Consider the following 8,585-nt stretch of genomic DNA (forward strand, 5'->3'; position numbering starts at 1 on the left):
GCGCATTTTGCACGGCTACAGCAAAGAGCACGGAGTCATGAGCTCAAAACCAGTTCTCATCCTTGTGGGCACTCGCCCCGAAGCCATAAAAATGTCCCCCATCATATTGCGTCTCCAGCAATCCACCGTGCTGCGACCTGTCATCTGCTCTACCGGCCAGCATAAAGAGATGCTGAGCCAGACACTGGCCGACTTCAACATAAGCCCAGATATAGAACTGGCTGTGATGCAGCCAGGGCAAACCCTCATGGGGCTTGCCGGCAGGTTGTTTCTGGGGCTGGAAAAAACGCTTGGCGAGATTGACCCTGCGTGCATTCTTGTACAGGGCGATACAACAACTGCCTATGCAGGCGCTGTATGTGGTTTTTATGCAAGAATCCCCGTCGGTCATGTGGAGGCGGGGCTTAGGTCGGGCGACATGTATGCCCCCTACCCGGAAGAATTCAATCGCAAGGGTATAAGTCTGGCAGCCACATGGCATTTTGCCCCCACGCAGGGAGCAGCAGACAATTTGCTGCAGGAAGGCGTTGCCGCCGATAAAATTCTGGTCTCCGGCAACACCGTTGTAGATGCATTGATGTGCATGCGCGATGCAATAAAGCAAACACCGCCGCCTTTGCCCGAGGCCATTGAAAACATCATTCGCAACAACGGGCAATACGTGCTTGTTACCGGTCACCGCAGAGAAAACTTTGGACAGGGCATGGAAGACATATGCTCTGCCATCGCAACTCTGGCCCGCTTGCACCCCAAGTGCTTCTTCGTATACCCCGTCCATCTCAATCCGCAGGTAAAAAGCGTTGTGGAGCAACGCCTGGCTAGCCTGCCCAATGTGGTGCTCACAGCGCCTCGCGGATACCGCTCGTTTTTACGCCTGCTGGATAACTGTCTGTTCGTCTTGAGCGATTCTGGCGGTATTCAGGAAGAATCGCCCTCTTTCGGCAAACGGGTACTGGTAATGCGCGACCGCACAGAACGCCCCGAGGGTGTAGCTGCTGGATTTTGCCGTCTGGTGGGCACCTCAAAAGAGAAAATCGTTGCTGCGGCCGAAGAACTTTTTGCATTGTCCGCTACTTCTGCCCAGCTGGGCCCCAATCCCTACGGAGACGGCAACGCTGCGGAACGCATAGTGGCAATGATTGAAAAAAATCTTGCCTGAATCGCGGGTGGGCAAAGCGCACGGTCTGGCCTGCCAGCCTGAATACATCTGCGCCTGAAGAAGTGCGTAGAAACAAGGCCGGGAACCAGTGCCGGGTACTCCCGGTGACAGTTTTGCGAGCCGCGCGCCTATAAAAAAAGGGCTGAAAACGGGCATTACCACAAATGCCGTTTTCAGCCCTTTTCAGACGTAAAACCGGTTATCGGGAAGCCTTCTGCTCCGCGCATTTACCGGCTTTATTTATCACTTCTACAAGCAGGCCCAGAGTCTGCCTGCCTTCAGCGCTGCGCAAGGCCGAAACCATGCCCAACATGCCGGTAGGCTTTACATTTGCCGTATCGATTTCGCCCAATACCCCAATCAGCGTCGTGATTTTGGCCTGCAGGCCGGGATCGGCAAGACGCTGCAGCAGGCTGGTCAGGAAAACGAGACCTTCGCCCATTTTGGCAATGTCATCAGGGCTCATGGAATTCAGCAGATTACCGCCCGCGCTTTTGGCCGCAGACATTTTTGCAAACACGCCGTTGCTTTCCCACTCGCCCATCTTTTCAATGATGTGCGGAAACGTGGGGGCAAGCGCGGGATGAAGTATCTGCCAAAGGTCTGTGGCGTTCTCCAGCTGATCCAGCAGCCACGTAATTCTGGGAACAGTCAGCAGACCCTTTCTGCACAGATCCAGTATGTCGTCGAGCGTAACCCTGCCGTTGAGGGTTTCCATCTCTTCAAGCATGAGGCGGAAAGCATGGTTCCCGATGGGCGTCAGCTGCTCCAGCAGCATCCGGCTGTTTTCCTTGCTGGCTTGAAGATCGCCGAGCCTCTCTTCAATAGCTTCCAGCCGCTCAAGAATTTTATCTTCAGGTGTCATATGCTCCCCCCGCCTATTTGCTTCTCAGCAAGGAGGTATCTTTGCCGGCAAGATACATATTGGGCTCAAACGGAAGCTCATGACCCTTCAGCATAAGGTTGTAGTACACCCATTTGAACATGAGTTTTCCCCAGTAATTGATGTGGCTTTCGCCCAGCAGTTCAAAGGGGCCCACCCCGGGGAGGGGGAACATGCCCGGCAGGGGTTCCACAGCATAGCTGAAGTCAATCAGGGAGGCCTTTTCAAAGCCCGTAACAATGAAGCAGTTGGTATGGCCGTCAAACCTGTAGTAGTTGTCGGTGCCTTCAATGTCCGACATCAGGTTCTGGGCGATGACATCCGCTTCAAAATGGGCGACAGAACCGGCTTTTGATGCCGGAACGTTTGTTGCGTCGCCGATGATGTACATGTTTTCGTATTTTTTCGACTTCAGCAGTTCCTTGTCCGTGTCAATAAAGCCGGTTACGTCGGAAACTTCAGAATCGATGAGGAACTGCTGCCCGAGGTTCGGGGGAATCGTCACCAGCAGATCATAGGGAATTTCGTCGCCCGTTACCGAGCTGATCACTGCGCGGTCGGCTTCAACGCTGTCCACGCTCCAGTTTGTTGTAACCTTGATGCCCTTTTTTTCGCAAAGCGCGCCAAGAATGTTGTTTGCCACAGGCTTGGTAAACGCGCCGGTAAGGGGCGTGACAAGCTCGATCTCAACATTGTCGCGCACACCCATTTTTTGCAGATACCAGTCGGCCATATACACAAATTCCAGCGGCGCAACCGGGCACTTGATGGGCGTTTCGCAAATGTGCAGAACAAGTCTGCCCTTCTTGAAATGCTTCATCTTTTCGTAAAGTGCCGCTGCACCGTCATGGGTGTAGAAGTTGTGAATCTTGCCGCCCCAGTCGTCCATCAGACCGGGTACTTCGTCAGGAGCGATGCGCGCGCCAGAGGCAACAACAATCCAGTCATAGGTATGCGTGCTGTTTTTGCATTCAACCTTACGCTGTACGGGATCAACAGCGGTGATCGTATCTAGCACAAAATTGACACCGCGGCTGATAAAATCCTTTTTGGGACGAACGCAACCCTGCGGGGTGTCAACCCCAAACGGAACCAGAAGCCAGCCGGGCTGGTAATGGTGGACCGGGTCACGATCAATAAGCGTTATTTCCCATTCTCTTTCACTCAAGAGCTTTCTCATTTTTGTGGCGATCATGGTTCCGCCAGCGCCAGCACCAAGAATAAGCAATTTTTTCATTCAGTTAGCCCCAATGCTAAAAACAAGACCAGGTTTCCCTACTACGTGCAACCAATACCGTTGCGAACACATTACATAGTAAGACAGTATTGTTTTTGTTCTTAGCACAGGATGTTTCCAGCTGCACTATTTATGTCAATAAAACTAGATAAATATTATTTAATACCTACTTACTAGGTATTTTTAATTGTCACCAAAACGAGGCAGAACGGGGGTTGCCTCGCTCTGACTTTTGTGCATGTAATCGGCTAGGATATTTTGAATTTTTTAAAACTGGTGAGGCTGGCGCAGAAACAGCAGTATCGAGTAGATAAAAATATAATAATAGCATATTGTTATATAAAAATTCGCTGATAAATGGGACAGCATCGCCCCCAGTTGCAAGCAAGCCAAAGTACGCTCCACATGCCGTAAATTACGTCTACCCTGAACGCAAAAAAATGGGCCCCAGCTGTCGCCAGAGGCCCATTTTTTACCAGAAGCTTGATGCGGCCTGATCAAACACCGCACTATACGCTATAATTACAGCATGTTACGCATCTTAACGATGAAAGAACAAGCCCCATGCAAGTCAATCGGGCGTACCAGTGGAGTCGTGTTCCTTTCTGACCAGTTCTATGGCCGCCTTGCCCGTCATGTGCTCGATGGCAAGCTCTACGACACATACCTTACTGAAAAATTTGTCTATTTCCTTCAGTCTGCCCTGCTCATGGTCGGGCGAATACTTAGCCGCCAAAATTTCGAGGGCTGTTCTTTTTTCCACCTCGTTTTCCAGAATACGTATTTTGCCAAAGGCGATGACGCTTCGAAAGTGCGTGGTGAAATCTTGCGGAATTACATTATCCTGACTGATAACACAAAATGAAGCCTTCTGGTTTTGTGCAATGGCGTCCATTTTGTGACCAGATTGTGCGCAGTGAAAGTATATTTTTGAATCACTGTATGCATAACTGAGCGGCACAGCATAGGGATACCCCCCGTCGCCAGACACGGCCAGAACGCCGGATGTTCCGTTATTGAGAATTTCAATGTTTTCCTCATGAGACAACATCTGTTTTTTGCGTCGCATTTCCCTGAACATGCAAAACACCCCTATGGATGTGATTGAAAAAGAGAATCCCAGCTCCAATATCATGAAAACAGCTTTAGCCCGGCCATGCCTGTCACAATCAGGGCGACACTGAGCAAACGCATGACCGCCGCCGACTCTCCAAACAGCACAATGCCCACAACAACCGTGCCCACCGCACCAATGCCTGTCCAGATCGCATAGGCAGTGCCCAACGGAAGTGTTTTCATGGCTATGGACAAAAGCCACAAGCTTGCGGCCATGGCGGCAAGGGTCATAAGACTTGGCCAAAAGCGCGAAAACCCCTCGGTATACTTTAACCCAACAGCCCACACGGTTTCCAGCAGCCCTGCAAAAAATAAAATAAGCCAGCTCATGAGTACTCCCCGTTTATGAGGTCGTCCTCGTGAGATGGCTATGCTGATGGGTCGTCCCATCAGTTGGGGCATATACCCCACAAACATCATGTCAGCAAGTTTGCGTCAGGCTGGATAAAGCCGGAAAGCCTGGCGCTGAAGGTCATTGCGCTTTACCATTGTTGTCACAGCCAGCAGGGTCCATGCCGCTGCGGGAGTTTCGCAAGGGGGAAGCCCAACGTCCTCCTCCTGCGCATGAACCCTGTTGAACGCTAGCTGGACGACTGGTTCTGCCAGTCTGAAATGCGCTGCATTTTTTGCCCAGAAAAATCTTTTGTCACCTGATCCATGAGCCAGTGAAGAGATTTACCGCGCAGATAGTTGCGCATCTTATCTTCAGCTTCAGACATGACCACCTTGATCAGGCAGGGGCATTTGGGCGGGGTAAGGGAATATTCGTTGTTGAACAGGGCGTTTTTTTGCCGGATTTCCGCGCACTGAAAAATATAGGCCGCTCCCTCCACTGCCTCCACAATATCCCAAAACGAAATATCGCTCGCGGGGCGCGCCAGCTCATAGCCGCCCTTAACTCCGGGCACAGAACGCACAATACCCCCCTTGCGCAGGCGGGTGAACACTTTCGACAGGTACGTTTCTGAGATACCATGAAGAGCAGAAAGCTCCCTTATGCCGATAACCTTGCCCTGCGGGAGCCCATGCAAATAAAAAAGAGAATGAAGGGCGTACTCTACGCCAACGCTGAACTGCAATCGCCTATCCTCGCTATTAAAGATATTTAATATAAATAATGGTTCATAGACCACGGCAAGTCAAGTCCCAGTCTGATTAATCAATTAATTTAGCCAGTTATTTTTTTAAAAATTGTTTTACCTGACAAATGTAAAACCCTTGACGGGCAGGGCTGTTTGATTTAGGTCTATTACAGATAATAATTATCCACAATATACACAAAACCAAACGGAGAGCAAAAATGCTTAGTAAAGAATTTCATGATGTTATTTCAGAAGAAGGTATTGTAGCCATTGTAAGCTGGGGCACCGATGAGCCGCATGTGGTCAACACATGGAACTCCTACCTGATTATTCCCGATGACAAGACCATTCTTATTCCCGCTGCCGGCATGCGCAAAACGCAGGCCAACACCGAGGTGAATAACAAGGTAAAGCTGACTGTTGGCAGCAGGGAAGCCCATGGCAAAAAAATGGGCAGGGGTTTTCTTATCGAAGGCACTGCAGAATTTTTGCAGTCTGGATCGGCATATGACCAGATGAAAGCAAAGTGCCCCTTTACCAGCCGCGTTCTTGTAGTGACTGTGACATCCATCAAAAAAACGCTTTAGTTACATCAAAAAAATTTGCCGAGAATTTTGGAATGATGGAGTACTTCCCCCACTAAAAGCAGGCCTGAGACAACCTCGGTTTTTTCATAGCCACACAGTGCGCTTGCACCGTGTGGCTATTTTTATCTTCACATAATTTATTTTTACCCAGTCCGTTATTTTTTACAGCAACCACTTGCCCACCGATTTTCCAGCTATTTCAGCAATATCTTTATAAACATCTTTATCAAAGGCATCGCCACTGTTTGAAAAAAAGGCTTTTTGCCCTGACAAAAAGCGGTGATAAATCCCCCGCACGGAGGCTCTGGCAATGATGTTCGCAAAGCGTTATCCCTGTTCCAGGCACCCATGTACGATTCGTCTGCAATTACATAAAAATTATTCAGGTAATTTCACTTACGCAATAAAGCGTTGTCTCAGATTGCCGATAAGAGAATAATAACAACGCATCCATTCCGGCATGGAGAACAAAATATGTTCAAAGAGTGCAGCATCAAGTGGAAAGTCCTTGGCGTGGCCCTGCTCGGCCCGCTGGTTATTGCTGTTATCATGGCCTGGGAAAGGCTGGATGACATCCACAGTGGCGCTGAAGACGCCATTCTGGAAAAAAGCCGTACCATCGTGCTGATGGCTGAGGCCACTCGCAACGAGATGGCCCGCAAGCTCGAGCTGGGCATAATGAAGCCTTTTGACCAGCTGCCAGCCGACAAGGTTCTTGATGCTGTTCCTGTGGTCACGGCCATGCGCATGGCTGCCCAGAATTCAAAGGAAGCTGGCTACGAATTCAGGGTTCCCAAGGTGCAGCCCCGCAACCCTGTAAACACTCCCACAGAGCTTGAACTCAAGGTGTTGAAGCAGCTTGAAGATAAGGGGCTGTCGGAATTAGTTATTCGCGAACCAGACAAGATCCGCTTTTTCCGTCCCATCCGGCTCACCAAGGAATGCCTTTTCTGCCACGGCAACCCCGCGGGAGAAAAAGACGCCATTGGCGGCACCAAGGAAGGCTGGAAAGAAGGCGAAATTCACGGAGCATTTGAAGTTATCAGCTCGCTGGAAAAGGCCAACAAGCAAACTGCCATGGCCAAAATCAGCGTTACAGCGTGGACGGCTGGCACACTTGCTCTGCTGGCAGCTATTGCATGGATGTTGCTGCGCAGCGGCATAATCAATCCGCTTGATCGTATCAGAAAATTTGCTGGCGCTGTTGCCCAGGGCAACCTCAACGCCCGTCCTGACGGAGAATTCCACGCAGAGCTTGCCGATGTGAAAGATGCCATTGAGACCATGGTGGGCAACCTCAAGGTCAAGATGGACGAGGCCGACGCCCGTGGCAAGGAAGCAGCGGAACAGGCTGTGCGCGCAGAAAATGCTCTTGTAGTGGCCAACCAGCAGGGAGAACGCGTTTCAACCCTTCTGACCCATATGCAGACTGTGGCCCGTCAGGCCATAACGATCGCGCAACAGGTTTCGCAGTCGGCAGAGGCCCTTGCCACACAGGTTGGGCAGGTCACCTCTGGCGCGCGGCAGCAGCAAACCCGGTCTTCTGAAACTGCCACAGCCATGGAAGAAATGAACGCAACGGTCCTTGAAGTTGCGCGCAGCTCTGCCAGTTCGGCTGCCAGCGTTGACCAGGCCCGCACCATGGCCGCCCGGGGTGAACAGGTGGTTATTGAAGCCGTAAACGCCATTCGCGCTGTACACACCCAGACCAGCGAACTGCAGGGTGCCATCTCAAACCTTGGCAGCCAGGCCGAGGGAATCAGCCGCATCATGAACGTTATTTCCGACATTGCAGACCAGACCAACCTGCTTGCGCTCAATGCCGCCATTGAAGCGGCCCGAGCTGGCGATGCCGGTCGGGGCTTTGCCGTTGTTGCCGACGAAGTGCGCAAACTGGCAGAAAAAACCATGCAGGCCACTAACGAAGTAGGCTCGGCCATCCAGTCCATTCAGCAGGGTACGCAAGCCAGCCTGCAGGGTATGGAAAAGGCAGCCCAGGCTGTTGAACAGGCCACATCGCTTGCGCACCAGTCCGGCGAGGCTCTCAAGCAGATTGTGGTTCTTACTGAAGACAATTCAGATCAGGTTCGCTCTATTGCCACCGCCGCCGAACAGCAGTCTGCCACCAGCGAAGAAATCAACCGCGCGGTTGACGATGTAAGCCGCATCGCCACCGAGACTGTTAACGGCATGGCCCAGGCGGGCACTGCTGTTACGCGCCTTGCCGAGCTTGTGCATGATCTCGAGGGCCTCATCGATAAACTTGAAGCCGCAGGCAAGGGCCACGACAAGTAACAAGAGCTTTTCAGCAACCGGCCTAACTCACCAGTCAAATACAAAAGCGGCGAGATACTGCAAGGTACATCGCCGCTTTGTTTATGGCGCCATTGTCTCAATACAGCCGGGCCTGCTGGGTAACCGTGACAGGCATCAATGACAGGGCCGCCCTTTATGGCGGCCCGGACGGTGTTCGGCGGAGTTTTGCGGGCTGGGGGATTTGCCGTCGCCGCGATGGTTGTGG

The 8,585-nt window shown here is 51.5% G+C and carries 9 protein-coding genes; 3 read left to right on the forward strand and 6 right to left on the reverse strand.

Annotation, left to right across the window (positions count from 1 at the left end; translation table 11 throughout):
- Window positions 1–37: 37 nt before the first annotated feature.
- A complete protein-coding gene (wecB, locus tag F8N36_RS08855; protein ID WP_291332432.1) occupies window positions 38–1,159 on the forward strand; it encodes a UDP-N-acetylglucosamine 2-epimerase (non-hydrolyzing) in 1,122 nt (373 codons plus the stop codon).
- Between the two features lie 199 nt (window positions 1,160–1,358).
- Here wecB and F8N36_RS08860 read toward each other — a convergent pair whose 3' ends face one another.
- The 5 genes from F8N36_RS08860 to F8N36_RS08880 all read right to left on the reverse strand — a co-directional run bounded on the left by F8N36_RS08860 (window position 1,359) and on the right by F8N36_RS08880 (window position 5,528).
- On the reverse strand, window positions 1,359–2,024 hold the full coding sequence (locus F8N36_RS08860) for a DUF1641 domain-containing protein (protein WP_291332433.1): 666 nt from the start codon (window positions 2,022–2,024) through the stop codon (window positions 1,359–1,361).
- Between the two features lie 13 nt (window positions 2,025–2,037).
- A complete protein-coding gene (locus F8N36_RS08865) occupies window positions 2,038–3,279 on the reverse strand; it encodes an FAD/NAD(P)-binding oxidoreductase (RefSeq protein WP_291332434.1) in 1,242 nt (413 codons plus the stop codon).
- A 571-nt stretch (window positions 3,280–3,850) separates the two neighbouring features.
- Window positions 3,851–4,330, reverse strand: a complete 480-nt coding sequence (locus tag F8N36_RS08870) for a pyridoxamine 5'-phosphate oxidase family protein (RefSeq protein ID WP_291332435.1) — start codon at window positions 4,328–4,330, stop codon at window positions 3,851–3,853.
- Window positions 4,331–4,410: 80 nt separating this feature from the next.
- Window positions 4,411–4,725, reverse strand: coding sequence for a quaternary ammonium compound efflux SMR transporter SugE (sugE, locus tag F8N36_RS08875; RefSeq protein WP_291332436.1), 315 nt, complete (start codon window positions 4,723–4,725; stop codon window positions 4,411–4,413).
- A 251-nt stretch (window positions 4,726–4,976) separates the two neighbouring features.
- On the reverse strand, window positions 4,977–5,528 hold the full coding sequence (locus F8N36_RS08880; protein WP_291332437.1) for an Rrf2 family transcriptional regulator: 552 nt from the start codon (window positions 5,526–5,528) through the stop codon (window positions 4,977–4,979).
- A gap of 167 nt (window positions 5,529–5,695) precedes the next feature.
- Between F8N36_RS08880 and F8N36_RS08885 the strand changes: the two genes are divergently transcribed.
- Window positions 5,696–6,064, forward strand: coding sequence for a pyridoxamine 5'-phosphate oxidase family protein (locus F8N36_RS08885; RefSeq protein WP_291332438.1), 369 nt, complete (start codon window positions 5,696–5,698; stop codon window positions 6,062–6,064).
- 162 nt (window positions 6,065–6,226) lie between these two features.
- Here F8N36_RS08885 and F8N36_RS08890 read toward each other — a convergent pair whose 3' ends face one another.
- The gene (locus tag F8N36_RS08890; protein ID WP_291332439.1) at window positions 6,227–6,361 is read right to left on the reverse strand and encodes a hypothetical protein; all 135 of its coding nucleotides are present in this window, start codon (window positions 6,359–6,361) and stop codon (window positions 6,227–6,229) included.
- A gap of 177 nt (window positions 6,362–6,538) precedes the next feature.
- On the opposite strand from F8N36_RS08890, the gene F8N36_RS08895 reads away from it, so the two are divergent.
- Window positions 6,539–8,359 carry a methyl-accepting chemotaxis protein gene (locus F8N36_RS08895; RefSeq protein WP_291332440.1) on the forward strand — a complete coding sequence of 607 codons (1,821 nt, stop codon included), beginning with the start codon at window positions 6,539–6,541 and terminating at the stop codon, window positions 8,357–8,359.
- The last annotated feature ends 226 nt before the right edge of the window (window positions 8,360–8,585 follow it).

It is taken from the genome of Desulfovibrio sp., assembly GCF_009712225.1.
Taxonomy (GTDB): domain Bacteria; phylum Desulfobacterota; class Desulfovibrionia; order Desulfovibrionales; family Desulfovibrionaceae; genus Desulfovibrio.